At 70.8% G+C, this 25,038-nt stretch carries 26 protein-coding genes and 2 tRNA genes; 14 read left to right on the plus strand and 14 right to left on the minus strand.

What is annotated here, in order from left to right; translation table 11 throughout:
* Positions 1-38: 38 nt before the first annotated feature.
* Positions 39-584: a hypothetical protein gene (locus L1785_RS19020; RefSeq protein ID WP_236090873.1), complete on the minus strand. Its 546-nt coding sequence runs from the start codon at positions 582-584 to the stop codon at positions 39-41.
* Between L1785_RS19020 and L1785_RS19025 the strand changes: the two genes are divergently transcribed.
* Positions 575-1,048: a hypothetical protein gene (locus L1785_RS19025; RefSeq protein WP_236090874.1), complete on the plus strand. Its 474-nt coding sequence runs from the start codon at positions 575-577 to the stop codon at positions 1,046-1,048. The two genes, L1785_RS19020 and L1785_RS19025, sit on opposite strands and share 10 nt — an antisense overlap.
* A gap of 258 nt (positions 1,049-1,306) precedes the next feature.
* On the opposite strand, the gene L1785_RS19030 is transcribed toward L1785_RS19025, so the two are convergent.
* Both L1785_RS19030 and L1785_RS19035 read right to left on the minus strand, forming a co-directional pair.
* Positions 1,307-1,380 (minus strand) — tRNA-Ile (locus tag L1785_RS19030).
* A gap of 149 nt (positions 1,381-1,529) precedes the next feature.
* Positions 1,530-2,516: an aldo/keto reductase gene (locus tag L1785_RS19035; RefSeq protein WP_236090875.1), complete on the minus strand. Its 987-nt coding sequence runs from the start codon at positions 2,514-2,516 to the stop codon at positions 1,530-1,532.
* Between the two features lie 251 nt (positions 2,517-2,767).
* Here L1785_RS19035 and L1785_RS19040 point away from each other — a divergent pair, with 251 nt between their 5' ends.
* Positions 2,768-3,991 (plus strand): RtcB family protein, encoded by a 1,224-nt coding sequence (locus tag L1785_RS19040; protein ID WP_236090876.1) that lies wholly within the window; start codon positions 2,768-2,770, stop codon positions 3,989-3,991.
* 122 nt (positions 3,992-4,113) lie between these two features.
* Here L1785_RS19040 and L1785_RS19045 read toward each other — a convergent pair whose 3' ends face one another.
* A complete protein-coding gene (locus L1785_RS19045; RefSeq protein ID WP_236090877.1) occupies positions 4,114-4,812 on the minus strand; it encodes a tetratricopeptide repeat protein in 699 nt (232 codons plus the stop codon).
* A gap of 125 nt (positions 4,813-4,937) precedes the next feature.
* Between L1785_RS19045 and L1785_RS19050 the strand changes: the two genes are divergently transcribed.
* From L1785_RS19050 to L1785_RS19070, 5 genes are all read left to right on the plus strand, one after another.
* Positions 4,938-6,095 carry a PucR family transcriptional regulator gene (locus L1785_RS19050; protein ID WP_236090900.1) on the plus strand — a complete coding sequence of 386 codons (1,158 nt, stop codon included), beginning with the start codon at positions 4,938-4,940 and terminating at the stop codon, positions 6,093-6,095.
* A 115-nt stretch (positions 6,096-6,210) separates the two neighbouring features.
* Positions 6,211-7,182, plus strand: coding sequence for an ACP S-malonyltransferase (locus L1785_RS19055; RefSeq protein WP_236090878.1), 972 nt, complete (start codon positions 6,211-6,213; stop codon positions 7,180-7,182).
* Positions 7,179-8,180, plus strand: a complete 1,002-nt coding sequence (locus L1785_RS19060) for a beta-ketoacyl-ACP synthase III (protein ID WP_236090879.1) — start codon at positions 7,179-7,181, stop codon at positions 8,178-8,180. Before L1785_RS19055 ends, L1785_RS19060 begins: the two co-directional genes overlap by 4 nt.
* 71 nt (positions 8,181-8,251) lie before the next feature.
* Positions 8,252-8,500 carry an acyl carrier protein gene (locus L1785_RS19065; protein WP_236090880.1) on the plus strand — a complete coding sequence of 83 codons (249 nt, stop codon included), beginning with the start codon at positions 8,252-8,254 and terminating at the stop codon, positions 8,498-8,500.
* 112 nt (positions 8,501-8,612) lie between these two features.
* Positions 8,613-9,857, plus strand: a complete 1,245-nt coding sequence (locus tag L1785_RS19070; protein ID WP_236090881.1) for a beta-ketoacyl-[acyl-carrier-protein] synthase family protein — start codon at positions 8,613-8,615, stop codon at positions 9,855-9,857.
* A gap of 74 nt (positions 9,858-9,931) precedes the next feature.
* On the opposite strand, the gene L1785_RS19075 is transcribed toward L1785_RS19070, so the two are convergent.
* The 3 genes from L1785_RS19075 to aceE all read right to left on the minus strand — a co-directional run bounded on the left by L1785_RS19075 (position 9,932) and on the right by aceE (position 14,147).
* Complete coding sequence (locus L1785_RS19075; protein ID WP_236090882.1) at positions 9,932-10,429, minus strand: DUF3145 domain-containing protein; 498 nt, start codon at positions 10,427-10,429, stop codon at positions 9,932-9,934.
* A 328-nt stretch (positions 10,430-10,757) separates the two neighbouring features.
* Positions 10,758-11,243 (minus strand): peptide deformylase, encoded by a 486-nt coding sequence (gene def, locus L1785_RS19080; RefSeq protein WP_236090883.1) that lies wholly within the window; start codon positions 11,241-11,243, stop codon positions 10,758-10,760.
* A gap of 156 nt (positions 11,244-11,399) precedes the next feature.
* Complete coding sequence (gene aceE / locus L1785_RS19085; protein WP_236090884.1) at positions 11,400-14,147, minus strand: pyruvate dehydrogenase (acetyl-transferring), homodimeric type; 2,748 nt, start codon at positions 14,145-14,147, stop codon at positions 11,400-11,402.
* Positions 14,148-14,531: 384 nt separating this feature from the next.
* On the opposite strand from aceE, the gene L1785_RS19090 reads away from it, so the two are divergent.
* The 3 genes from L1785_RS19090 to L1785_RS19100 all read left to right on the plus strand — a co-directional run bounded on the left by L1785_RS19090 (position 14,532) and on the right by L1785_RS19100 (position 15,599).
* On the plus strand, positions 14,532-14,960 hold the full coding sequence (locus L1785_RS19090; protein ID WP_236090885.1) for a DUF3052 domain-containing protein: 429 nt from the start codon (positions 14,532-14,534) through the stop codon (positions 14,958-14,960).
* A 29-nt stretch (positions 14,961-14,989) separates the two neighbouring features.
* A complete protein-coding gene (locus L1785_RS19095; RefSeq protein WP_372461887.1) occupies positions 14,990-15,448 on the plus strand; it encodes a peroxiredoxin in 459 nt (152 codons plus the stop codon).
* Between the two features lie 75 nt (positions 15,449-15,523).
* Positions 15,524-15,599, plus strand: a tRNA-Val gene (locus L1785_RS19100).
* A 137-nt stretch (positions 15,600-15,736) separates the two neighbouring features.
* On the opposite strand, the gene L1785_RS19105 is transcribed toward L1785_RS19100, so the two are convergent.
* From L1785_RS19105 to L1785_RS19120, 5 genes are all read right to left on the minus strand, one after another.
* The gene (locus tag L1785_RS19105) at positions 15,737-16,087 is read right to left on the minus strand and encodes a hypothetical protein (protein ID WP_236090887.1); all 351 of its coding nucleotides are present in this window, start codon (positions 16,085-16,087) and stop codon (positions 15,737-15,739) included.
* A gap of 1 nt (position 16,088) precedes the next feature.
* Complete coding sequence (locus L1785_RS19110; RefSeq protein ID WP_236090888.1) at positions 16,089-16,913, minus strand: ArdC family protein; 825 nt, start codon at positions 16,911-16,913, stop codon at positions 16,089-16,091.
* Between the two features lie 173 nt (positions 16,914-17,086).
* On the minus strand, positions 17,087-18,466 hold the full coding sequence (locus L1785_RS19115) for a hypothetical protein (protein WP_236090889.1): 1,380 nt from the start codon (positions 18,464-18,466) through the stop codon (positions 17,087-17,089).
* 298 nt (positions 18,467-18,764) lie between these two features.
* Positions 18,765-18,890 carry a hypothetical protein gene (locus L1785_RS22950; protein ID WP_268915472.1) on the minus strand — a complete coding sequence of 42 codons (126 nt, stop codon included), beginning with the start codon at positions 18,888-18,890 and terminating at the stop codon, positions 18,765-18,767.
* A gap of 343 nt (positions 18,891-19,233) precedes the next feature.
* On the minus strand, positions 19,234-19,686 hold the full coding sequence (locus L1785_RS19120) for an Lrp/AsnC family transcriptional regulator (protein ID WP_236090890.1): 453 nt from the start codon (positions 19,684-19,686) through the stop codon (positions 19,234-19,236).
* Positions 19,687-19,813: 127 nt separating this feature from the next.
* Here L1785_RS19120 and L1785_RS19125 point away from each other — a divergent pair, with 127 nt between their 5' ends.
* From L1785_RS19125 to panB, 3 genes are read left to right on the plus strand one after another with little or no spacing between them, the layout of a single operon-like run.
* Entirely contained in the window at positions 19,814-20,434 is a 621-nt protein-coding gene (locus tag L1785_RS19125) for a LysE family translocator (protein ID WP_236090891.1), read from the plus strand.
* Between the two features lie 26 nt (positions 20,435-20,460).
* Positions 20,461-20,925, plus strand: coding sequence for a PaaI family thioesterase (locus L1785_RS19130; RefSeq protein WP_236090892.1), 465 nt, complete (start codon positions 20,461-20,463; stop codon positions 20,923-20,925).
* An 8-nt stretch (positions 20,926-20,933) separates the two neighbouring features.
* Complete coding sequence (gene panB, locus L1785_RS19135; RefSeq protein WP_236090893.1) at positions 20,934-21,779, plus strand: 3-methyl-2-oxobutanoate hydroxymethyltransferase; 846 nt, start codon at positions 20,934-20,936, stop codon at positions 21,777-21,779.
* Positions 21,780-21,821: 42 nt separating this feature from the next.
* On the opposite strand, the gene L1785_RS19140 is transcribed toward panB, so the two are convergent.
* Together L1785_RS19140 and L1785_RS19145 are read right to left on the minus strand one after the other, a co-directional pair.
* Positions 21,822-22,580: a sulfite exporter TauE/SafE family protein gene (locus L1785_RS19140; RefSeq protein ID WP_308113382.1), complete on the minus strand. Its 759-nt coding sequence runs from the start codon at positions 22,578-22,580 to the stop codon at positions 21,822-21,824.
* Between the two features lies 1 nt (position 22,581).
* Positions 22,582-23,598, minus strand: a complete 1,017-nt coding sequence (locus tag L1785_RS19145) for a LacI family DNA-binding transcriptional regulator (RefSeq protein WP_236090895.1) — start codon at positions 23,596-23,598, stop codon at positions 22,582-22,584.
* A gap of 290 nt (positions 23,599-23,888) precedes the next feature.
* On the opposite strand from L1785_RS19145, the gene L1785_RS19150 reads away from it, so the two are divergent.
* Positions 23,889-24,932, plus strand: coding sequence for a sugar ABC transporter substrate-binding protein (locus L1785_RS19150; protein ID WP_236090897.1), 1,044 nt, complete (start codon positions 23,889-23,891; stop codon positions 24,930-24,932).
* Positions 24,933-25,038: the final 106 nt, after the last annotated feature.

Here is a 25,038-nt window from a genome sequence, read left to right on the forward strand (position 1 = left end):
GACACCGGGGGTCGCGCCAGCTGGGGTCACGGCGCTGATCACTTCAGCATGTGATCAGGAACTGCCAGATCCTCGTGTCCGAGCAGGCGGCTCAAAGCCTGAGCATCGTCTTCCGCGCAGGTATTAGCCAGCGTGTCGATGAGGTGGTCGTAGTCGGGACCCGTCTTGCCCTCATACGCCGCAGTCATGCGGCCCCATTCGTCCCAGGGCAGCATTTCCCGGTTGCACAGCGCGGCGAGGTCGCGGACGGCGTTGCCGCTGATCTCGGCCGGCCCCCAGGCGTGGTCTGTGCCGGGCACTCCGAAGTTCTGGCCATCGACCAGACCGGCTCGATATCGGACCCATGCCTCGCCCCCGGTCAGGAACTCGCCCGGAGCGAGATCCTCGGGGTGCTCGACATAGCCGTTGCCGAGGTGTTCGGTGTCGACGCGCACCCAGCGGCGATCGTCGGTGTCCCAGTACTCGGTGATCCAGTGGTCGACGCCGCGTCCCTCAAGGAAGTAGGTGCCGAAGCCGCATGGGCCCGCGCCGGGATCCCCCGCGCCCGCAAGAACGCACAGGCAAGGATGGTGAAATGACGGCACGTCCCGACCACCCGCCGCTCGGGTGTTCGGGCGTGGTGCAGCGGGGACGAATCGAGGGCGGTCAGCACGGCGATCAGCTCGCTTGCCGGCCGGATGTCCTTCTCCGCGAGCCGGTCCTCGCCGATCCCCGACGCGCTGGCGTCAGCAGGCTGGATCACCAGGCCTTGCGCGACGGCGCAGATACCCACGGGGTCGCCCGGCAGCCCGTCGATGAGCTGAAGCTGCATCGCGTCCAGGCTGGTAAAGCGTCCGGGCTGGGAGTAGCTGAGCACGTCATCGGTCATAGCTGGGCATGCTACGCGGCAGGTCCGACACTCAAGCAGGAGGACGAATCGGACGGTCTCCGAGCCCCTACCCACGATCTCCAAACGGCGCTCGACGCCATCCACCGCACGCACAAAATGGCCCAAGCCAGGAAAAGGACCGCGAGAATGGCGGAGGCTCTCAACGACTGGGTCGGCTGACATCGGGTCCTGCCCGCGGGTCAGGATTGACGGGTCGTCGGAGACGTCGTCGGCATGCCGCTCTCCAGGGCAGTGTTGGTGTTCATGCCCCTGAGGTGCGCGGGCCGCTCCGGGGTACTCCAGCGCACTCCGAGCTGGGTCGCCTGAACGGGCCGCACGAGAGCTCGAACGGAGCCAAAGTGTTGGGTTTCTGTTGGGCAGATCAAGTCTGCGCCCCTTTCGGGACTCGGAGATCCGCAGAACTCCGCCCTTTCGAGGTGCCCCGTGCAGGACTTGAACCCGCGACCGAGAGATTATGAGTCTCCTGCTCTGACCAGCTGAGCTAACGGGGCGCGCCCTTACGGGCGTACGCCGAGAGTACCGGTTCGAGCGGTCAGGACGGGCATCGGCCCAGGCCCGACGCCGATTCCGCCGGGTCCCGAGCCCGGCCACGGAGCCGGCCACGACCCGGCCCCCAAGCCGGCCCCGACCCGCCCCGGTGTCAGAGCCCGACCATCGCCATCCCGGTCTCGTTGTACCGGTTGCCGTGCACGCCGATTCGCGCGGCGAGCGCATCGAGGTCGGACCGCTCGTCGGCAGACAGGGGGACCGACGTCGCGCCGGCGTTCTCCTCGACGCGCTCGATGCGCCGCGTCCCGGGGATCGGCACGATCCAGGGCTGCTGCGCCAGCAGCCAGGCGAGCGCGACCTGGCCGGGCGTCGCCCCCTTCGTCCGCGCGAGCTCGCGCACGTGGTCGACGAGTGCCTGGTTGGCTGTCCGGTTCTCCTCGGTGAACCGGGGGATGGTCGCGCGGATGTCGCCGGGAGCGAACTGGGTGGCCGGGTCGACGGTGCCGGTGAGGAATCCCTTGCCCAGGGGGCTGAACGGCACGAACCCGATCCCGAGCTCCGCGAGGGTGGGCAGCACCTCCGGCTCGGGGTCTCGGGTCCACAGCGAGTACTCGCTCTGCACAGCGGAGACCGGGTGGACGGCGTGCGCCCGCCGGATCGTCGCGGCGCCGGCCTCCGACAGGCCGAAGTGGCGGACCTTCCCCGCCTCGACGAGCTCCTTGACCGTGCCGGCCACGTCCTCGACCGGGACCTGGGGGTCGACGCGGTGCTGGTAGAACAGGTCGATCATGTCGGTGCGGAGCCGGCGCAGGGACGCGTCGGCGACCCGGCGGATCTGCTCGGGCCGGCTGTCGAGGCCGGTCATCCGGCCGTCCCGGATCTGCCAGCCGAACTTCGTGGCGATGACGACCTGGTCGCGCACGGGCGCGAGCGCCTCGCCGACGAGCTCTTCGTTGACGTAGGGACCGTAGACCTCTGCGGTGTCGAAGAAGGTGACGCCGCGGTCGACCGCGCCGCGCAGCACGGCGGTCATGTCGTCGCGGCTGCCCGGGGTCGGGCCGTAGCTCATGGACATGCCCATGGCGCCGAGGCCGATCGCGGAGACCTCGAGGCCCTGGCCGAGCGTACGGGTGTGCATGCTGACTCCTCGGTGTGGCGGGGACGACGACGGCGTGCGGCGAACCGATGCACGCCATGCCGTTCACGCTAGGCGCACGTCGCCGAGACTGCGGGGCCCTGTCAGTACCTGCTTCGGCTGCACCCGCCCGGCAGCGCCGATTTTCACTGGTCCCTCCGCGACCCGGGCCCGTAGGTTCTGCGGACGGCGCGGACGCGCGCCAACCTGGCGTCGACGGACGCCGTCCCTGAACCATCGACGAAGGACCAGTCATGAGCATCACCTTCCCGGTCGCCCTGTCGGGTGCCCGGGCGCAGACCCTGATGTGGGCGCACGAGCACGACGTCGAGCACGCGGCCCTGAACCAGCTGCGGAACATCTCCCGCCTGCCGTGGGTCGAGGGCGTGCGCGTCATGCCCGACGTCCACCTGGGCAAGGGCGCGACCGTCGGCTCGGTGATCGCGATGCGCGATGCCGTGTCCCCGAACGCGGTGGGCGTCGACATCGGCTGCGGCATGATCGGCGTGCGCACGTCGCTCACGGCCGACGACCTGCCCGACGACCTGTCGCGGCTGCGCTCGCGCATCGAGGCGGCGATCCCCGTGGGCTTCCACTCCCACGACGAGCCGGTGGACCTGCGGCGCCTGCGTCCGGTCGCGGGCTCGGGCGGCGCTGAGCGGCTGCGGGGCGAGCAGGCGTTCTGGGACCGCTTCGAGCGGCTGCACCCGAAGGTCCAGCAGCTCGAGACGCGGGCGCGCAAGCAGCTCGGCAGCCTGGGCGGCGGCAATCACTTCGTCGAGGTGTGCGTGGACGCGGACGGTAACGTCTGGCTCCAGCTCCACTCCGGCTCCCGCAACATCGGTAAGGAGCTCGCGGAGCGTCACGTCGCGATCGCCAAGGGCCAGGACCACAACCAGGGCATCGTCGACCGGGACCTGGCCGTCTTCCTCACGGGCACGCCCGAGATGGACGCGTACCTGAACGACCTGTGGTGGGCGCAGGACTACGCGGCGCGGTCGCGGGCGGTCATGATGGCGCTCGCCGTCCAGGCCGTCCGCGACGAGTTCCCGGGGCGCGACATCACCTTCGACGAGGGCGTGAACGTGCACCACAACTACGTGGCGCGCGAGCAGGTCGACGGCGCGGAGCTGATCGTCACCCGCAAGGGCGCGATCCGGGCCGGCAAGGGCGACCTCGGGCTCATCCCGGGCTCGATGGGCACGGGCTCGTACGTCGTGCGGGGTCTCGGCAACCCGCAGTCGTACTGGTCGGCGTCGCACGGCGCCGGACGGCGGATGTCGCGGACCAAGGCGAAGCAGGTCTTCACCACCGACGACCTCGCTGCGCAGACGGCGGGCGTCGAGTGCCGCAAGGACGCCGGGGTCCTCGACGAGATCCCCGGTGCCTACAAGGATCTGGACAGCGTGATCGCCGCCCAGGCCGACCTCGTCGAGGTTGTGGCCCGCCTGACCACGGTCCTCTGCGTCAAGGGCTGACCCACGTTGCCGACGGCGGACCGGTCGCCTCGTGCGTGTACGTCGCAGTTCGGTACGGAGAGTCGTAGTTCAAGCTGCGGATCTCGGTACCGAACTGCGACGTGCGCCGGCGACACGCGCGGTCAGTTCGAGGTCCGGCGCTCCGCCACCGCGATCGCCTGCTCCAGCTCGTCCCGCAGGGCCTCGACCGCCGCCGCGTCCGGGTGCATGCCCAGCGACTCCAGGTGCTGGCGCGCCTCGAAGACCCGGCCTGCCTCGATGGCGGCGTACACGAGGTGCCGCCCCACGTCGGGGGTGTGGTCGCGGACCCGCCAGTGCCCGAGGCCGAGGCCGAGCGCCTCGACCGGCAGGCCGGCCTCCCGCAGGATGCCGATGCCCTCGGCGAGGGCGCGGCCCTGGGGGTCGCGCTCGGCCGCGGTCGTGAGGCGCCGGACGGCGCCCTCCGGGTCGTCGGCGAGGGACAGCCGGCCGAGCTCCACGAGCGGGTACCACCCGCGCGGGTGACCGGCGAGCTCCTCGGCGAGCGCCCATACGGCGAGGTCGGCGGCCTGCTGCCGCGCTTCCGCCGCGCTCGGCTCCTCCCCGGTCTCGCGGAGAGGGTCGTCGGGGTGCGGGTCCTCCTGCGCGCGGCGCCGGACGATCTCGGCGAGGGCACTGAACGCACTCTCGTTGTTGGGGTCGTCGAGCAGCATCGCGCGCAGCGCGTCTTCGTGCACCTCGTCGCCGCGCCGTGGCGCAGACGGTGACGGCCGGCGAGCCCCGACCGTGGATGCGGAGAAGGGCCGACGGATGAGCTGGCGGAGCCGGGGCATCAGGGCCATGCCCACGACCCTACAGTTTCGCCCCGTGGCTCGTTAGGCCGAAAGTCCGTTTGTGGACTGTCGACAAGGCCCCCTCGTATGCTCCAGGGGTGTCAGCCTCCCCCCGACCCGTTCAGGGCGCCACCGTGGAGCCCGAGGGCAGCCCGCAGAACCTGCAGCGCGTCCGCGACGCCAGCGGTCTGCTGACCGCGGCCACCCTCCGCCGCCTCGACGACGAGCTCGGGTGGTACCGCGACCTGCCCGCCGAGGACCGCTCCTACGTAGGGCTCGTCGCGCAGGCAGGGGTGAACGCGTTCATCACGTGGTTCGCGGACCCCGTCCGCCCGCCGCACGGCGTCGGCGAGATGTTCTCGGCCGCCCCGCCGGAGCTGACGCGCTCCATCTCCCTGCAGCAGACGCTGCAGCTCGTGCGGGTGGGCGTCGACGTCGTCGAGCAGCTCTCCGACCAGATCGCCGCGCCCGGCGGCGAGCGCGACCTGCGCGAGGCGGTGCTGCGGTACTCCCGCGAGGTCGCGTTCTCGGCCGCCGAGGTCTACGCGCGCGCCGCCGAGGTTCGCGGCGCGTGGGACGCGCGGCTCGAGGCCCTCGTCGTCGACGCCCTGGTGCGCGGCGACTCCCACGACTCCCTGCGCTCGCGCATGTCGGCCCTCGGGTGGAGCGGGCGGGGGAGCACGCTCGTCGTCGTCGGGTCGACCGCGAGCGCCCTCGACGACGTGCGGACGGCGGAGCTGCGCCGCGTCGCGCGACGCGCGGCGGGCGACGCGCTGGTCGGTATCCACGGCGACCGCCTCGTCCTCGTGCTGGGCGGCGAGGGTGACCTCGTGGGCGCGGCGACCAACCTGCTGACCCGGTTCGGTCCGGGACCCGTCGTGATCGGCTCGCCCGTCCCGAGCCTGGCGGAGGCGGCCCGGTCGGCGCGCGCGGCGCTCGCGGGCCTGGCTGCTGCGGCGGCATGGCCGCAGGCCCCGCGCCCGGTCATGGCGGACGACCTGCTCCCGGAGCGCGTCCTGACGGGCGACGTCACGGCGCGGCGCACGCTCGTGGCGCAGGCGTTCGTGCCGCTGCGGGACGCGGGCGGCGCGGTGCTCGAGACGCTGTCGGCGTACCTGGGTACGGGCCGGTCGCTCGAGGCGGCGGCCCGGCGGCTGTACGTGCACCCGAACACGGTGCGTTACCGGCTGCGGAAGGTGTCGGAGATCACGGGTTGGGACCCGCTGGACGCGCGGGAGTCGTTCGTGCTGCAGATTGCCCTTGCCCTGGGCCAGCTCGGCGACCGGGACTGAGGGCGCCCCGCACGGAGACGCGCCCGGCGCCTTGTAGGGATCCCACAACCGGTTTCTGCCAGGTTGGTACGGGTCGCGACGTCCGGGGCCGGTTCCTGGTTGGCACAGTGGACCCGTGCTCGCCGTCGTCTGCCCTGGACAGGGCTCGCAGACCCCCGGGATGCTCAGCCCTTGGCTCGAGCTGCCCGGCATCGCCGACCTTCTGGCGGCGGCCTCGGACGCCGCCGGGACGGACCTGGTCGCCCACGGCACCACGTCGGACGCGGACACGATCCGCGACACGGCCGTGGCCCAGCCGCTCATCGTGGCGTCCTCCCTGCTCGCCCTGCGCGTGGTCCTGGACGGCCAGGACGCTGCCGACGTCGTGGACGTCACCGCGGGGCACAGCGTCGGCGAGGTGGCGGCGGCGGCCGTCGCGGGTGTCCTGTCCGACGACGGCGCGGCAGGCTTGGTCTCGCACCGCGCCCGGGCGATGGCCCGGGCCGCGGCGTCGGCGCCGTCCGGGATGAGCGCCGTGGTGGGGGGCGAGCCGGAGGAGGTGCTCGCGGCGATCGAGGCCGCGGGGCTGTGGCCGGCGAACGTCAACGGCGGCGGCCAGGTCGTCGCGGCGGGCTCGCTCGAGGGCCTCGCGAAGCTGGGGGAGAACCCGCCGGCACGTGCCCGCGTGATCCCCCTGCAGGTGGCCGGCGCGTTCCACACGCCGTTCATGGCGTCGGCGCGCGAGGTGTTCGAGGCGGTGGCGCTGGGCTGGGCGGCGAACGACCCGCGCCTGCCGCTCCTGGCGGACCTGGACGGCACGGCGTACGCGGGGGGCGAGCACGGCCACGGCCGCGCCGCGGACGTGCTGGCGAACCTGGCGGGTCAGGTGACGGCGCCGGTGCGCTGGGACCTGTGCATGGAGACCCTCGCCGCGCGGGGCGTCACGGGCCTGCTGGAGCTCGCCCCCGGTGGCGTGCTCACGGGCCTGGCGAAGCGCGGCCTGAAGGGCGTCGAGGCCGTCGCGGTGAAGTCGCCCGAAGACATCGACGCGGCCCGTGACCTCATCTCCCGCCACTCGGCGGCCCGGACCACCGGAGCAGAGCAGTGACCATCCTCCAGCAGGCCACCCCGACCCATTTCTCCCGCATCCTCGCGATCGGCGCGGAGCGCGGTGAGAACGTCGTGACGAACGACGACATCGCCGGCCCGATCGACTCGTCGGACGAGTGGATCCGCCAGCGCACGGGCATCGTGACCCGCCGTCGCTCGGGCCCGGAGGTGAACGTCCTGGACCTCGCCGAGGCGGCCGCCCGCAAGGCCCTCGACGCAGCGGGCCTGACCGGCGCGCACGTCGACGCGGTGATCCTGTCGACGATCACGCACTGGCACCAGACGCCGTCGGGCGCCGCGATCCTCGCGGAGCGCCTGGGCGCGACGCCGGCCGCCGCCTACGACATCTCGGCCGCGTGCGCGGGCTACGCGTACGGCATCGGCCAGGCGGACGCCCTGGTGCGCGCGGGCCTCGCCCGCCACGTGCTCGTGATCGGCGCGGAGAAGCTCTCCGACTTCATCGACCCGACCGACCGCACCATCTCGTTCCTCCTCGGCGACGGCGCCGGCGCTGCCGTCGTCGGCCCTTCGGACACCCCGGGCATCGGCCCGACCGTGTGGGGCTCGGACGGCTCGAAGGCGTCGGCGATCCGCCAGACGCACTCCTGGGCCGAGCTGCGCGAGGACCCGAGCCTCGGCTGGCCGACGCTGCGCCAGGACGGCCCGACCGTCTTCAAGTGGGCGAGCTTCCAGATGGCCCCGATCGCTGCGAAGGCGATGGCGGAGGCCGGCGTGACGGCGGACGACATCCAGGTCTTCGTCCCGCACCAGGCGAACACGCGCATCATCGACCAGGTCGTCAAGCAGCTCGGGCTGCCGGACACTGTCGTGGTGGGGCGCGACATCGTCGACACCGGCAACACGTCCGCCGCGTCGATCCCCCTCGCGACCGAGCGGCTGCTCACCGAGGGCCAGGCGAAGTCCGGCGACCTCGCCCTGCAGATCGGCTTCGGGGCGGGCCTTGTGTATGCCGCACAGGTCGTCGTGCTGCCGTAATCTTCCGCACGAACGAAACGCAGTCCCCCGGGGCCGACGGCACCGGTTCACCACGAAAGAGAAGGAACACCATGGCCAACACCGAGCAGGAGATCCTCGAGGGCCTCGCCGAGATCGTCGCCGAGGAGACCGGCCTGCCCACCGACGCCGTCGCGCTCGAGAAGTCGTTCACGGACGACCTCGACATCGACTCGCTGTCGATGATGACCATCGTCACCCACGCGGAGGACAAGTTCGGGGTCCGCATCCCGGACGAAGAGGTCAAGAACCTCGCCACCGTGGGCGACGCGGTCCGCTTCATCGCCGGCGCCCAGGCCTGATCCCGCTCAGGTGCCCGACGCCGGCCGGGCAGCCTCCCACAGGAGGCGACCGGTCCGGCGTCGGGCAGCAAGCAGCACCCCACCGTCCACCGACCCCACGAGGGAGAACCACATGACCTCCGCACGCGACGTCGTCGTCACCGGCCTCGGCGCCACCACGCCGCTCGGCGGTGACGTGCCGTCCACCTGGGACGCCGCCCTCGCTGGCCGGTCCGGTGCACGGACGCTCGACAACGACTGGGCCGAGCGCTACGAGATCCCCGTGAACTTCGCGGCCACGATCAAGGTCAAGCCGGAGGATGTCCTGCCCCGGCCCGAGATCAAGCGCATGGACCCGTCCGCGCAGTACGCGATCATCGCCGCGCGCGAGGCCTGGTCCGACGCCGGCGCGCCCGAGGTGGACGGCGACCGGCTGGGTGCCGTGGTGTCGTCCGGCATCGGCGGGGTCTGGACGCTGCTCGACGGCTGGGACACGCTCCGCGAGCGCGGCGCCCGGCGCATGCTCCCGATGACCGTCCCCATGCTCATGCCGAACTCGCCCGCGGCCTTCGTGTCGCTGGAGTTCGGCGCCCGGGCGGGCGCGCACGCGCTGGTCTCGGCCTGCGCGTCCGGCGCGGAGGCGATCGGCTACGGCGCGGACATGATCCGCACCGGTCGGGCCGACGTCGTCATCTGCGGCGGCACCGAGGCGACGATCCACCCGATGCCGATCGCCGCTTTCGCCGCGTCCCGCACGCTGTCGCTGCGCAACGACGACCCCGAGGGCGCGTCGCGACCGTACGACATCGACCGTGACGGCTTCGTCGTCGGCGAGGGCGCGGCCGTCGTCGTGCTGGAGAGCGCCGAGCACGCCGCCGCCCGCGGCGCGCGCGTGTACGCGAAGCTCGCCGGTGTGGGCCTGTCGGCCGACGCCTACCACATCACCTCGCCGGACCCGGAGGGCCGCGGCCAGGTGGCCGCGATGGGCCGGGCCCTGGAGGACGCCGGCGTCACCCCCGCCGACGTGGTGCACGTCAACGCGCACGCGACCTCCACCAAGGTGGGCGACCTCACCGAGACGCGGTCCATCCGCACCCTGCTCGGCGACGACGCGGACCACGTCCTGCTCTCGGCGACCAAGTCGATGACCGGTCACCTCCTCGGCGGTGCCGGCGCGCTCGAGACCGTGTTCACGGTCAAGGCGGTGCACGAGCGGCTCGCCCCGCCCACGATCAACGTGGCGAACCCCGACCCGGAGCTCCAGGTCCCGCTCGTTCGTGGCGAGCCGGCCAAGCTGCCCGGCGGCGACGTCGCGGCGATCAACAACTCCTTCGGGTTCGGTGGTCACAACGTGGCGCTCGTGGTCACGAACGCCTGACACCCCCGCACGCGACGTCGGCGGCGCCTCCCTCACGGGTGGCGCCGCCGACGTGTCTCGCGGGGGAGTGCCTGTCACCCCACCTGGTGCAGCCAGCGCACGGGCGCGCCGGCGCCGGCGTAGCGGAACGGCTCCAGCTCGTCGTCCCACGCGGCTCCGAGCGCCAGGTCCAGCGCGTCCCGCACCGCGCGCGGCTCCTTGAGGTCGAGGGCGGCGCGGACGCGGTCCTCGGGTACGACGATGTTGCCGTGCACGTCGGTCATGGCGTGGAAGATGCCGAGGTCGGGGGTGTGGGACCAGCGGGCGCCGTCGGCACCGTGGCTGGCATCCTCCGTGACCTCGTAGCGCAGGTGCGACCAGCCGCGCAGAGCGGACGCCACCTTGGCGCCCGTGCCCTGCGGGCCCTGCCACGAGTGCTCTGCGCGGTAGAGGCCGCGGCCAGCCGGCTGCTGGGTCCAGTCCATGGAGACGCGCGCGTCGAGCACGTTCCCCGCCGCCCACTCGATGTGGGGGCACAGGGCGCGCGGCGCGGAGTGCACGAACAGCACACCGCGGGTGATGGCACCGGCCATGTCTTCCTCCCTGAGGGTCGAGGTACGTCTTCCCCTACGTCCTCACCCGGGCGGTGACGCTGTGGTCCGGTACGCGCACGGTGTTCCGCACCACATACTGCCCGACTCCCCGTCGACGTGCGAGGTGAAACAGTGCGCAACGTCCAGATAATCACGCATGCGCAACGAGTTCGTGTCGCACATTCTTACCGAAACGGGCGCTTCGGGGGTAGACCTTCTTCGTCAATTCGTGAAAACACATCATGACGATCTCGTGACATGCGCTCGACACAAGGCCAGATGCCACGCCGCGAGAAGGTGATTTCTCCACAGAACCGTCACCCGGTGGTCAGAGGCGCTCGCGCAGCTCCCGCATCGCCTGCTTGCGCACCGTCCGGTCGAGCCGGTCGAGGTACAGCGTGCCGTCGAGGTGGTCGCACTCGTGCTGCAGGGCCCGGGCCATGAGGCCGGTGCCCTCGACGACGAGCTCGTTGCCGTCGAGGTCCATGCCCACGACCTTGGCGTACCAGGCGCGAGCCGTCGGGTACCACAGGCCCGGGACGGACAGGCAGCCCTCGTCACCGTCCTGCGTGTCCTCGGAGAGCTCCACGATCCGCGGGTTCAGCACGTAGCCGATCTCGTCCTCGACGTTCCACGAGAATGCCCGCAGGTTGACGCCGATCTGGTTCGCCGCCAGGCCCGCACGGCCGTCCTTGTCGACCGTCTCCACCAGGTCCGTGACCAGGCCGCGGACCCGGTCGTCGATCGTCGTGATCTCCTCGCACGGGGTTCGCAGCACCGGGTCGGGAACCACTCGGATCTCTCGTATCGCCATGAGCGGCATTCTTCCATGTGACACCGACATGGTCCGGGCGGCACCAGCCCCCGGCCACGCCGTGGTCGCCCGGCCCGGTTTCGTCGCGGAAATGCCCGACGCCGGTCTGGTCGCCTCCCGCAAGAGGCGACCAGACCGGCGTCGGGCACTACGAGGTCAGGACTCCCCGCCGGCGCTGCCGGACGTGCCGGCCGTGACGTCGAGGAGGCGGTACTTCTCCACGGCCTTGGCGACCGCGTCCGCCGGGATCTCGCCGCGGCGGGCGAGCATCTGCAGCGTCCGGACCACCATCGACGGGCCGTCGATGAGGAAGTGGCGGCGGGCGGCGGCGCGGGTGTCGGAGAAGCCGAACCCGTCGGCGCCGAGCACCCCGTAGTCTCCGGGGACCCACGCGCGGATCTGGTCGGGGACCAGGTGGTCGAAGTCGCTCGTGGCGACGAACGGACCCTGCGCCCCGGAGAGCTTCTCCGTGAGGTACGGCACACGCGGCTCGGCCGTCGGGTCGACCAGCGCGTCGTGCTCGGCGGCGAGGGCGTCGCGGCGCAGCTCGTTCCAGCTCGTCACGGACCACACGTCGGCGGCCACGCCCCAGTCCTCCAGCAGGAGCTGCTGCGCCTCGAGCGCCCACGGCACGCCCACGCCGGAGGCGAGGAGCTGGGCCCTGGGGCCATCGGCGTCGGACACAGAGATCCGGTGGATGCCGCGCTTGATGCCCTCGACGTCCACGTCCTCCGGCTCGACCGGCTGGACCATCGGCTCGTTGTACACCGTGAGGTAGTACATGACGTTCTGATCCCGGCCGTCGGAGCCGTTGCCGTACATGCGCTCGACGCCGTCGCGGACGATGTGGCGGATCTCGTAGCCGAACGCCGGGTCGTACTGCACGATCGCCGCGTTGGTGCCGGCGATGATCGGCGAGTGGCCGTCGGCGTGCTGCAGGCCCTCGCCCGTGAGCGTGGTGCGGCCCGCGGTCGCGCCGATGATGAAGCCGCGCGTGAGCTGGTCGCCCGCCGCCCAGAACTGGTCGCCGGTGCGCTGGAAGCCGAACATCGAGTAGAAGATGTAGACCGGGATCATCGGTTCGCCGTGCGTGGCGTACGACGTGCCCACCGCCTGGAACGCGGCCGCGGAACCGGCCTCGTTGATGCCGGTGTGCATGATCTGGCCCTGCTCGGACTCCTTGTAGCTCAGCATGAGCTCGCGGTCGACCGCGAGGTAGTGCTGGCCGAGCGTGTTGAAGATCTTCGCGCTCGGGAAGATGGAGTCCAGGCCGAACGTGCGAGCCTCGTCCGGGATGATCGGGACGATGCGCCTGCCGAGCTCCGGGTCCTTCAGCAGGTCCTTGAGCAGGCGGACGAACGCCATCGTGGTGGCGATCTGCTGCGTGCCCGACCCCTTCTTGAGCAGCTCGTACGTCTTGTCGCCCGGGAGCGTGAGGGAGCGCGTGGCCGAGCGGCGCTCGGGCACGAACCCGCCGAGCCGGCGACGGCCCTCCAGCATGTACTGGATCTCCTGGGAGTCTGCGCCCGGGTGGTAGTACGGCGGCAGGTACGGGTTCGCCTCGATCTCCTCGTCGGAGATCGGGATGTGCAGCGAGTCGCGCAGGCTCTTGAGCTCGTCGGCCTTGAGCTTCTTCATCTGGTGCGTCGCCATACGGCCGGCGAAGCCGGAGCCCAGGCCGTAGCCCTTGATCGTGTGCGCCAGGATGATCGTCGGCTGGCCCGTGTGGGCCCGCGCCGCCGCGTACGCCGCGTAGAGCTTGCGGTAGTCGTGGCCGCCGCGCTTGAGGTTCCAGATGTCGTCGTCGGTCATGTTCTCGACGAGCGCCTTCGTGCGCGGGTCACGCCCGAAGAAGTGCTCGCGGATGAACGCGCCCGACTCCGCGCGGTACGTCTGGTAGTCGCCGTCCGGCGTGACGTTCATCAGGTTGACCAGCGCGCGGTCCTTGTCCGCGTTGAGCAGGGCGTCCCACTCGCGGCCCCACACGACCTTGATGACGTTCCAGCCGGCGCCGCGGAACTGTGACTCCAGCTCCTGGATGATCTTGCCGTTGCCGCGGACAGGGCCGTCGAGGCGCTGCAGGTTGCAGTTCACGACGAACGTCAGGTTGTCGAGCTGCTGCTGCGCCGCGAGCTGGATCATGCCGCGGCTCTCCGGCTCGTCCATCTCGCCGTCGCCGAGGAACGCCCAGACGTCCTGCTGGCTCGTGTCCTTGATCCCGCGGTTCTCGAGGTACTTGTTGGTCCACGCCTGGTAGATCGCGGACGCCGGGCCGAGGCCCATGCTGACCGTCGGGTACTCCCAGAAGTCGGGCATGAGGCGCGGGTGCGGGTACGACGGCAGGCCGCCGCCCGCGTGCGACTTCTCCTGGCGGAAGCCGTCGAGCTGGTCCGCCGACAGGCGGCCCTCGAGGAATGCGCGCGCGTACACGCCGGGGGAGGCGTGGCCCTGGAAGTAGATCTGGTCGCCGCCACCGGGGTGGTCCTTGCCGCGGAAGAAGTGGTTCAGGCCCACCTCGTACAGCGTCGACACCGACGCGTAGGAGGAGATGTGGCCGCCGACCGACAGGCCCGGGCGCTGGGCGCGCGTCACCATGACGGCGGCGTTCCAGCGGATCCAGGAGCGGTAGCGGCGCTCGATCGCCTCGTCGCCCGGGAAGTAGGGCTCCTCGTGCACGCCGATCGTGTTCACGTACGGCGTGGCCATGGAGGCCGGGATGTGGACGTTGCGCTCACGGGCCCGCCGGAGCAGGTTGAGCATGACGTACCGGGCCCGCGGGCCGCCCTTGTCGTCGATCAGACCGTCGAAGGACTCGACCCACTCCGCCGTCTCGGCAGGGTCGATGTCCGGAACGGCGCTGAGCAGACCGTTGATCAGCGGTCCGGTCTCGTCAAACGAAGCCACCAGCAACCTCTCTCGATTCTTCGGCCGCACGGGGCGGGTTCGCCCGGGCCGTCCTGTCAGCGCCACGACGCGCGGAGGGACGACACTCGGTGGTAGCCGCGGTGCCCTCCACGCACAGGTGGTCAACACACATTCTGTCCCCTTCGGCCGCGGGTTCACACCATGTGCCGGTCAAGCCCGCGTGATCTGCGTTACTTCGGTCTGGAATGAGACGGCGTATCGGCAGAGTGAGACTCAGTACGGGGCTTGGCACCGGCAATGACGTGCTGCTCGACGTCGGCGGGTGGTGTTGCGAAGCACGGCGGGTTTCCGTGCACTACCTTTGCGACGAAGGACGCGCCGCTGTTGCCGTCCGCACATCGACGGAAGGAACGAAGGACCAAAGTGGGACAGACCACGGATCCCCAGGGCACCGAGTCGACGGGCGTCGCCCGGCTCGGATTTGCCGCCGGCCAGGTCGTGCAGGAGTTCGGGTGGGGGGACGACGTCGACGACGACCTGCGTGCCGCCATCGAGAACGTCATCGGCTCCGAGCTGGTCGACGAGGACTACGACGACGTCACCGACGCCGTCATCCTGTGGTGGCGGGAGGACGACGGCGACCTTGCCGACGCCCTCGTGGACGTGCTCACCGTGCTCGACGACGGCGGTCTCATCTGGATCTTCACGCCCAAGGCGGGCCGTGAAGGCCACGTGCGCCCGAGCGACGTCCAGGAGGCCTCGACCACCGCAGGCCTGCAGGCCACCAGCACGCTCTCGATCGCACCCGACTGGTCGGCCACCCGGCTGGCCTTCCGGGGCCGGGGGCGCTGACAGCGGGGGACTGAGCGAGAATGACGGGCGTGACCGCGATCCAGCCGGGCGACCCGGCCCCCGACTTCACCCTGCCCGACACGCACGGCACGCCCGTGAACCTCGCCGACCTGCGCGGGGAGACCGTGCTCGTCGTCTTCTACCCGTTCGCGTTCTCGGGCACCTGCACGGCCGAGCTGTGCGAGCTGCGCGACAACATCGAGGACTTCGAGACCGCCGGCGTGCGGCTCCTCGCCGTCTCGACGGACCCCGTCTTCACGCTCAAGGCCTGGCAGGAGAAGGAGGGCTTCGGCTTCGACCTGCTCTCCGACTTCTGGCCCCACGGCGAGGTCGCCCGTGCCTACGGCGTGTTCGACGACGTCACCGGCCACCCGCTGCGCGGGTCGTTCCTCGTCGATCCCGATGGGATCGTGCGCTGGTCCGTGGTCAACCCGCGAGGGCAGCGCCGGGACCTGGAGGGGTACCGCCAGGCGCTCGCGGGCGTCTGATCCACCAGACCCGGCGCAACGCGCCGGGTCCCGGCGGTCTTTGCGGGGCAGTGCGAGTATTCTTGGCCGCTGCCAGGGCCTGTAGCTCAGCTGGCAGAGCGCCACGCTTACACCGTGGATGTCGTCGGTTCGATCCCGGCCGGGCCCACCACCAGGCGTTTTATGCCTGTGACCTGCATCGACGCCGTCCGCTCTCGTGGACACGAGCGGCCGCAGCTATCCCCTCACTATTCCCTCTGGCTCCGCTCCGACACGGCCCGCTTACCTCCCTGCGTGGGGAGGTGGAGCTCATGGCGGCCACTCGTAGCCGGAGGCCGTTCGGCGGTGTCGAGGCGCGCCGGAGCAGCAGGACGAAGAGTCCAACGGAGCGTCCTGCTCGGCCAGGAGCCGGTCCAGGCCGGGCGGGTCGCCGTCGGGCACCATCGCCGTGTCGAGACGGTCCAGGATGCTCAGCGCGATCGTGCGGACGCGGGCGGCGGTCTGCTGGACGGCGGTGACCGGGTCGACGCCCTCGACCCGCGACGCCCATGTCGAGACGTACGGGACGGTGTACGGGGAGGTGTCGACGTGGTGCGCGCTGAGCACGAGGAGGGCGGCTGACTCCGCTTCTACCTCGACCAGGCCGCGGTGGCCGGGCACGTCAGGGTCGTCGGGCGAGTGCCCGGTTCGATGAGCCGCCTCGTGGGCGAGCGTCTTGCACATCGCCAGCGGGTCCATGTCGGCTCGGACCAGGATCTCGTTCGTCGGCCAGCGGGTCACGCCGTTGGCGCCGCCGAGCGCGTCCGCCGCCGGGACGGTGGAGACCGTGAACCCGGTGTCGCGGATCAGGGTCGTGAGCCCCTCCCACAGTCCCGCCGGCGCCTGGCCCTGCAGGAGCTGCGGGGCCGGACGCTGCGGGATCGGGGACGGTCTCGCGGATCAGGGCCGCCAGGCCGTCCCACAGCCCGGGTGGTGCCCGGCCCTGCAGGAGCTGCGGGGCCGGACGCTGCGGGATCGGTGTCTCGCCGTCGGTGTAGGCGGCCGGGAACACCGTCGCCGGGCGGACCCCGACCATGCGGGTGGTTGTCGTCTCACCCGGTGCGGGCTTCTCTCCGCGTGCCAGGCGCCGGTAGGAGCCGTCCTCGGCTACGACGACGCGCGCGGTCGTCGGGGCCAGTATCTGGAAGCCGCGCGTCCCTGCCCGAACCTGGCGGCCGAGGGACTGCCACTGCCTGTACCCGGCGACGTAGTCCGGGAACGGGTCCGGCAGCAGGCCCGCCTCGTACGCGGCGAGGCCTTGCTGCATCAAGAGCAAGGAGTTGCCGAAGCTGTACCTTCTGAACTTCGCCGCGAACTCGATCGCGCGCCGCCAGTCCTCACCGGTGACCAGCGCCTGCACGGCATCGGTCAGGGTCTTGTGCAGTGCGTCGAGCTTCGCCTGCCGGTCGGCGGCCTGCGACTCGGGCGTGCGGGTGTCCTGGCGCATCGGGGGCCTCCCATTCTCTGGGAGGAGGGTGCGCACCACGTGCCAAGCGACGTCGCTAGAGGCGATGGGTCAGAACGGCTCGTCCGTGCCCTGCGGTGGGTACGGCGTAGTGGCCCGCCGGCGGAGCCGACACCGAACATGCCGTCCGGCGTCTACACCAGCACTGAGGTTAGTCAGGGGGATGAGGGCACCCAGCGCTGCCACAGGTCAAGTGCCCACCGCTTGATCCGATTGGTCTTGTCGAGCTGTCGCAGGAGCAGTCCGCCACCGATCGTCAGGAACGCGGCGCCGACCAGGGCTTCCGCGCTTGCTCCCAGTGTCCAGTCGATCGGGATGTCCAGCGCGCTGCCGCTGGCGGGGCCCGCTGCTCCGACGAGTGCGTCTCCCGCCGCGCCGCACACGAACGCCGCGCCCAGCATGATCCCGGCAACGCCCACGATGATGCGCTGTCCGGTGAGGAGTGCGGCGGCGTAGGTCCAGAACGCGAGCCCGCCGATGGCCCACGCCGCCGCAGGGAGGATCCGATACGGCTCGGGAACCCCGTAGTCGAGGACGAGCACATCGACGGACAGCGAAACCCCCGCGGCCCCGGCGGCGACACCGCCAAGCGTCCCGGCTCGCCCGGCGATGCCGCGAAGCACTCCCGCCACTCCGGGTGCTCGCGCGTCATCACGCCACAGCGCGACGACGAAGGCTGCGGTCGCGGTCGCAGCGAGCGCGAATGTCGCGCTGCGCAGGGGAAGCTGGCCGATGAAGAAGGCGCCGACGCTCCAGAGCGTCAGCTGCACGGACAGTGCCATCATGAGGAGAGTCAGCAGCCACCGTAGATCCAGCAGAATTGCGAGGCCGAACGCCGAGAAGAGCATCCCGAGCAGGGCGAGTGAACCGGTGTCGACGCGTTCCACGGCGGGGAGCGAGGAATCGGCAATGCCGCTGACGCCGATCTTGGCCTCCGTCACGCCGTACAGCATCGCCGAGAGGGCGAGCATCGTGCGGCCGAGCCCGGCGCTTCTGCCGCCGCGGAGCCACACGGCCTGCTCGATGCCCAGGACCGCCACGAGCACGAGAGCGGCCGTGGACAGGTACGTCAACCATGGCCTGCCGTCGAAACTGCTCCAGAGCGTCGTCCCGAGGAAGGCAACGACGAGCCACGTCGCCGCACCCTGGAAGCGGTACGGCGTGCGCAGCCGGCCGCCGGCGTCACGAGCTGCCAGCAGGAGGATGCCCGCACAGACCACCAGGGGGATGAGGAGAACCGCAAGCGGGCGGAAGAGGAACCCGACGGCCTCGTCGCCGATCCGGCTGGCAACGGGCGCCAGGAGCGGATCGATGACCTGCTCCTTGATCGGATCGCCCAGCAGGTAGAGGAGCAACGAGCCACCCAGCCAGCCAAGGAACCTGCGCAACGAACTCTGCGGGCCTCGTTGCGATCGCTCGTTCTCCGATGGCGCCGCGCCGTCGTCGTCGACGCTCTGTCCACCAGCCACGGACATCCCCCTGCCGTTACGACATGTTCTGTGCCGAGTCGGTGCCCGACCAGGGTGCCAGGTCACGGTGGTGGCGACAATGCCCAGCTGGCCGTCCCAGGCAGTACCCCATCGGCTCGTGAGCCTCAGACCGCGCGGAAGAGGCCGCCTCTCGGGGAGGCAGAGGCATACACGTGCCGGGCTTGAAGGAGGTGTCCATGTGGGGCGCTGAACTGTCCGACCGTTCGCACGCGCCGTGCCGGTGAACTTCGAGGGAATGGGGTCCGTACTGGTGCTCATGCCTCCTGTGTGGGGAGGGCTGAGTCCTGCGCCAGCGGTGCTGGGCGCCTCGTGCACCCCCACCAACGTCCGACGCCGCGCGCGGTCAGGTCGTGGCGTCCGGTTCGACCAGCGACCCGCACAGGTCCACCGTCGCGAGGTTCTTGGCGGTGCGGGCGCCCAACTCCAGTGCGAACGCATTCGCGGCCTCGTACTTGCGGGGTGCAGGCACGACTCCCAATCCTCCGGGTCTTCGATGTCTCCATCAAACCCGGGTGAGACCGTCCATCATCTCCTCCGTCGAGGTCACCGCGACGGCCCGGGCGCTGGCGTGCGGTGTCCGTTCTCGGCTCCTGCGGTGGGCACGAGCCGAAAACTTGGGGCCCGGCAGGCTCCAGCCGGGGCGCACCACTGCTCGTGTCGATCAGGTCGACGATGTCGGCGGCGCTGGTGATCAACCGCGCGGCGCCCGTTGCGACCAGGTGGTGGGTCCCCGCGCTCGTGACGGAGGTGACGGGGCCGGCCAGGTCGGCGCATCAGCAGTCATGTCCGGACCTCTGCCGTAGGACTGCGGCTCACAGCGGTAGGGCTCGATCACCGACGACGTTCTTCATGACGAGGGTGGAGCTCAGGCGCTCGACGCCGGGCAGGGTGGCGAGCTGGTCGTCGTAGAGCCGTTGAAAGGCCGGCAGGTCGGCGGCGATGACGCGCAGTAGGTAGTCAGGATCGCCGAAGAGGCGCTCGGCCTGGAGCACGTTCGGCATGTCGGCGATGGCTTCCTCGAACGCCGAGACCGACTCCCGGCGGGCCGAGCGCATGGTGACGAACACGATCGCCTCGAAGGTCAGGCCGAGGGCATGCGGGTCCAGCTGGGCCCGGTACCCGCTGATCACGCCGGACCGTTCCAGGGCACGCAGCCGGCGGTGGCACGGTGACACGCTCAGGCGTACTCGTCCGGCCAGCTCGGTGAGCGACAGGCGCCCGTCCTTCTGCAGCTCCGCAAGAATCTCGCGGTCGATCGCATCCACAGCAAGGATCGTTCCACGGCATTCCACACGGACGCAAAAACTTGGAACCACCTTCTGCGGACCTCGATCTACCGTTCCTCGTGCGCCACCACGGCGCAGCCGAGGATCGTGCGGAGGAGGGTGTGAGGTGTCCGCGACCATGGTGCTCGCGTTCTGGGCGGTGTCCGTGCTGTTCGTGATCACGCCGGGGGCCGACTGGGCGTACGCGATCGCCGCGGGCCTGCGGAATCGATCGGTGCTGCCGGCAGTCGGCGGAATGCTCGCCGGGCACCTGCTCGCGACCGCGGTCGTCGCGGCGGGCGTCGGGGTGCTCGTGGCACGTTCCCCAGCGGTGCTGACCGCGCTGACGGCGATCGGTGCGGCCTACCTGGTGTGGCTCGGCATCGGGATGCTGCGTCGTCCCGCCGCCCCACACACGGGCACCGAACCTGTGGCCGCTTCCTGGTTGGGGCAGGCGGTCCGCGGCGTGGGGGTCAGCGGGCTGAACCCGAAGCTGTTCCTGCTGTTCCTCGCCCTGCTGCCGCAGTTCACCGACCCCGGCGCCGACTGGCCCGTCGCCGTGCAGATCACAGCCCTCGGCCTGGTGCACGCGGCCAGCTGCGCCGTCGTCTACGTAGCGGTCGGTCTCGCGGCGCGCCGCGTGCTCCGCGCGCGGCCCACCGCGGCCCGGGTCGTCACCCGGGTCTCGGGTGCGCTCATGATCGTGATCGGCCTCGTCCTGCTCGTCGAGCAGGCGATCACCGGATGACCCACCGCCAGCAGCCGAGGAGAAGCGTGGACCACGAGACATCCAGCCCGCAGGCGTCCAACGGCGCCAGCGCGCAGGTCGAAGCCCGCGTCCGAGCGAGCTTCAAGAACCAAAGCCTGATGGACCACCTCGGCGCCGAACTGATCCGCATCGCCCCGGGCGAGGTACGGATCCGGCTGCCGCACCGGCCTGAGCTCACCCAGCAGCACGGCTACGTCCACGCCGGCGCGACCAGCACGATCGCCGACAGCGCAGGCGGTCTTGCCGCTCTCACCCATTTCGACGCAGGGCAGGAGGTGCTGACCGTGGAGTACAAGATCAACCTCCTGGCCCCCGCGGCCGGGCAATACATCGAGGCCGTCGGGACCGTGCTGCGCTCCGGGCACACCCTGAGCGTCTGCCGGCTGGAGGCCTTCGCCGTCGACCACGACCGGCGCACCTTGATCGCCGCCGGCCAGCAGACCCTCATCCGGGTCCCCGCACAGAAGTAGAACCCGGAATGACCGAACAGCCCGCGCCGTACGGCACGAGCCGTAGCACTCCACCGACTCGCAAGCGCGTGCGCGTCCACCACCTGCGCGAGATGAAGGAACGCGGGCACAGGTGGGCCATGCTCACCGCCTACGACATGTACACCGCCGCGACGTTCGACGAGGCCGGCATCCCCGTCCTGCTCGTCGGCGACTCCGCATCGAACAACGTCTACGGCAACGACACCACCCTGCCGGTCACCGTCGACGAGCTCCTGCCCCTGGTGCGGGCCGTCACCCGGTCCGCCCAGCACGCCCTGGTCCTCGCCGACCTGCCCTTCGGCTCCTACGAGGCCTCACCCGATCAGTGCTTCCACACCGCCGTGCGGTTCGTCAAGGAAGCGGGAGCCCACGCCGTGAAGATCGAGGGCGGCGACGAGATCACGCCCCACGTCGAGCTGCTCGCACGCTCCGGCATCCCCGTCATGGCCCACATCGGCTTCACGCCCCAACGCGAGCACACCCTCGGCGGCTACCGCGTCCAAGGACGCGGCGAGGCTGCTGCCGCCTTGATCGCCACCGCGCGCGAGCTCGAGACAGCCGGCGCCTTCGCCCTGCTCCTCGAGATGATCCCCGGCGAGCTGGCCACCCAGATCACCCGGGCCGTCGCCATACCCACCGTGGGCATCGGCGCAGGCAACGGCTGCGACGCCCAGGTCCTCGTCTGGCAAGACATGGCTGGTCTGCGCACCGGACGCCTGCCACGGTTCGTCAAGCAGTACGCCGACCTCCACGCCACCCTCGTCCAGGCAGCACGCGACTACGCCGCCGACGTCGAAGCCGGCACCTTCCCCGGCCCGGAACACACCTTCTAGCCGACCTACCTGTGGCACACCGCGCACACCGCTCTTCCCGCATCAGGCCGATGCGATGAGCAGACCGGCGGCGACGATGCTCATCGCCAAGGTCGCCAGCTCGAACTGTCGTTGGTGCCAGCCGCGCACGATCCTGGCTCCGGCGAAGGCTCCGAGCAGCATTGCCGGGATCAGGCAGGCGTCGAGCAGCAGGGATGACCGGCTGATGAGGTCGAGAGAGGTGCTGAGCGGCACCTTGAGCAGGTTGACCACCAGGAAGAACCACGCGCCGGTGCCGAGTATCCGGAGCATCGGCAGCCCGGCCATGATCAGGTAGAGCGCCATCACTGGGCCGGCCGCGTTGGCCGTCATCGTCGCGAACCCGGCGACCGCTCCGATGGCCGCGGTCCAGACCGGATGGACTGCCGGCGGCTCAGGCAGGTCTTGGTGACGGCGGTTCAGCCGCAGCCCGATCTGCACCGCTCCCATGACGACGAGGACCGCCCCGATGGTCAGCGTCATGGCCGTGTCGTCGACGCGAGCGACGAACCAGGCGCCGAGGAGCAGCCCTGGCGCCACGCCCGGTAGCAGGCGGACCAGCTCACGGGCCGACCCGTGACGGCGGTAGAGCGCCACGGCGACGAGGTCCCCGGCGATCAGCAGGGGGAGCAGCGCGCCGGTCGATTCGCGCGCAGGCAGCACGACGGCGAACAGGACGACCGCGAGGGATCCCACCCCGCCCACCGCGGTCTTGGCGAAGCCGACCATGAACCCCGCGAGTGCGAGAAGCGTCCAATCGAAAGCTGAGAGGCCGGCCACCACGTCAGGACTCGCGGACGGGACCGGTGCTGGTCCGCACGCGCAGCCCCGGCTCGAGCACGATCTCCCGGTCAGCCACGTCCGCGCCGTCGGTGCGCGCCACGATGCGTTCGACCGCGAGGCGGGCCATCTCCCGAGGCACCTGCCGGATGCTCGTGAGGTCGATCCCCGGGCTCTGGGCCAGCACGCTGTCGTCGAAGCCGATGACCGATATGTCCCGCGGGACGTCGATCCCTTGCTGGGCCAGCACCGACATCGCGGCGGCCGCGATGTCGTCGTTGAACGCCACCACCGCGGTCGGGAGCTCGGAACCGGCTTGGAGCAGCGCCCGAGCCCCACGTTGTCCGTCCAGCTGGTCCTCGCCACCGCACGGGACTACCCGGATCTGCGCTTCCAGGCCGTGCGCACGCATCGCGCTGCGGTAGGCGTCGCGCCGGGCCTGCGCGACCAGCCCGGAGCCGCCTTCGAGATGGGCGATCCGGCTGTGGCCGAGCGAGACCAGGTGGTCGACCGCCAGCGCCATGCCGTGCTCGTCGGAGGTGCGCACGATGTCGACCTCGGGGTGGTCGACGTGCCATCCCACGACCACGACCGGGACCTGTCCCGCCAGCAACGGCTCAGGGACCGGTGGGCCGAGCATCACCAGGGCGTCCAGGCGGAAGTCGCGCAGGGAGTCCACGGCCTGCTTCTCGTCCCGGCTGTCGGTGAGCGCGCTGAGCGCGAGATCCCATCCCCGTTCCTCCGCCGCGGCGTAGAGGCCGTCGAGCAGCTCCAGGTGGAATCGTCCCGCCTTGCCGAAGAGGACCCCGATGACGTGTGCCTTCAGGCTCGCCAGCGATCGGGCCCGGACGTCCGGCCGGTAGCCGAGCTCCTTCGCCACCCCGAGGATGCGTTCTCGGCTGGCCTGGCTGGCGCCGGGCGCGTCGCGCATGACGACGGACACCAGCGCGGTGGAGACGCCGGCGCGCCGCGCGACATCGGCGAGCGTGACGCGCCGGCGCGGGTCTTCTGTCACGTCCACTCGCCTCCTTCGCGTCTCTGTGGGCAACCGTAGCGGGTCCGCCACAGGGACGGCCCCGAACCTCGACCAGGACAGCATAGAGCGATCTGGACCGAATCTTCTAGAACGGTCTAGGGCTGCGGATCTAGAGCGCTACAGAAACTTTGCTAGAATGTCTTGATATTCTTTCTTCCGAGACTGTTCCCTGGTGACTGGCGCCACAAGGGGCCATGTCGGAACACCGGCTCCGGGGTCTTCGAAGAGTCACAGTGAAGTGACCCGCGCAGTTCGGTCGAGAGAGGAGGAACCTCATGAGCAAGACGCGCACCTGGGCCCGGACGGGCCTGGCAACCGCGGCGGCAGCGACGCTGCTGCTGGCAAGTGCCTGCAACTCGGGCAGCGGCAACAGCGACGCGGGCGACGACGCCACGTCGGGCGGTGGCGGCAGTGTTGGCGGCGCCGACATCTACGTGGTCGGCGGGAAGTCGGACGACCCGTTCTGGTCACGCGTGAAGCGTGGTGCGGAGGATGCCGCCAAGGTCGTGGAGGCGAGCGGTGGCAGCGTGACCTGGCTCGGGCCCCAGAACTACGACAACCTCGGGCCCGACGCGGCCAAGCTGATCGACACCGCGGTCAGCAACGGCGCCGACGCCGTCGTCGGCCCGGACTGGGTGCCGGAAGCCGAGGACGCCGCCTTCAAGCGCGTCGTGGAGAAGGACATCCCGCTGTTCATCTACAACTCGGGTGGCCTCGAGGCGGCCGACGCGGTCGGCGCGCTCAACTACGTCGGCAGCGACGACCACGTCGCGGGGGTCACGGGCGGCGAGTACCTCGGTGAGCAAGGCGCCCAGCACGTCCTCTGCGTCAACACGCTCCCCGGGGCCGCGAACAGCGAGTCGCGGTGCGCCGGTCTGGCCGAGGGGATCGAGGGGGCGGGCGGCGAGGCCGAGCAGCTCCCGATGCCGTCGTCGAGCTTCGGCAACCCCACGGCCGTGTCCCAGGGCATCAAGGCTGCGCTCCTGAAGGACGACACCATCGACGCGGTGGTCACCATCGGAACCGGTGACGCCGATGCCGCGGCGAGCGCGATCGACCAGGCCGGCCTGGGCGACAAGGTCTCGCTCGGCACGTTCGACCTGGACGAGACCCAGCTCGAGCGGATCAAGGAGGGCAAGCAGCTGTTCGCGATCGACCAGCAGCCCTACATGCAGGGATACCTGGCGGTGTCGATGGCGAACAGCTACGTGCTGTACGGCATCGAGCTGCCCCAGCGGCCGATCCTGACCGGCCCGGCAATCATCGACGCCTCCAACGTCGACTCCGCGATCGCCGGCGCGGCAGCCGGCGTGCGCTGACAAAGACTGGTGCTGGGCCTCGAGGGACCGAGGCCCAGCACCGCAGCCCTCGCCGACGTCGTCGTCGGCATCGACCCTTTCGAAGGTGAAAGAATCAAGGCAGCCG

Origin of the sequence: Antribacter soli (assembly GCF_021568775.1) — a bacterium.
Lineage (GTDB): Bacteria > Actinomycetota > Actinomycetes > Actinomycetales > Cellulomonadaceae > Antribacter > Antribacter soli.